This is a genomic window from Rhizobacter sp. P1_G5, assembly GCF_056405435.1.
This window is the reverse complement of sequence record NZ_JBFUCB010001131.1, coordinates 1-779: the sequence shown is the minus strand read 5'-3', so window position 1 is coordinate 779 and position 779 is coordinate 1. Positions and strand designations below refer to the sequence as shown.

1 protein-coding gene is annotated in these 779 nt (G+C 67.1%); it reads right to left on the bottom strand.

The genetic code is table 11. The annotated features are described in order from the left end of the window. A partial coding sequence (locus tag AC1D12_RS34530) for a phage portal protein (RefSeq protein WP_477845556.1) occupies positions 1 to 779 on the bottom strand: 779 nt, incomplete at both ends.

Below are 779 nucleotides of genomic sequence, written 5' to 3'. Positions count from 1 at the left end.
CCTCGTAGTCCTTGATGTCTTCGATGCGGCCGATGACGCTGGCGAAGCGGGTCACCCCTCGCAGTTGGCCAATGCGCGACAGATGCGCCAGATGCACCATGCGGTCGGCCGAGACCACCTTCATGTCCTGACGCAGGCCCGTTGCTTCGCCTGGGTGAGCCTTGCTGACCCAGTACGCTGTCGGGCGCGCCCAGGCGTTGTACTGGATGCCCTGCTTGATACCGCGCACCGAGTCGTTGAAGTCCATCGGCACGTACTCGGGCTCCAGCATCTCGATGGAGTACGGCACGGCGGTCCCGTGATCCAGCCCGGGCACCCTGCCGCTCAGGCGCTGCGCAAAGGCCTCTCCGTCGCGGTACAACGTTCGGGCAAGTAGACGTTGACACCGCGCGTAGCTGTGCTGCCAACGCACCTCCGGGCGGCGCTGCCAGTCCCGGTAGGCGGCTGACAGGGCGGCGGCGTACTCCGCATGGATCTCGCCGCTGAGCGTACGGGGCTGGAACTCGACGCCGATGCCGTTGGCGCCCACCGTGTTGTTGACCAGCACGTCGAGCGCACCGACGACCAGGTCGTGATTGCGGTCGAGGTAGCGCATCTGGTTTCGCAGCGGCGCGGAGCCCTGCTCGACCAGTTGATTGGGCGAGCCGCCATCGCGGCGAAACTTGCGCTGCGGATTCGGGCGCGCGGCCTCGTAGTGCGCCAGCAGTGTGCGGTTGCGCAAGCGATTCAGGCCGCGCTGCGGGTCGAGCCAGGCGACGATCCGGTCGACGGGGTTCAGA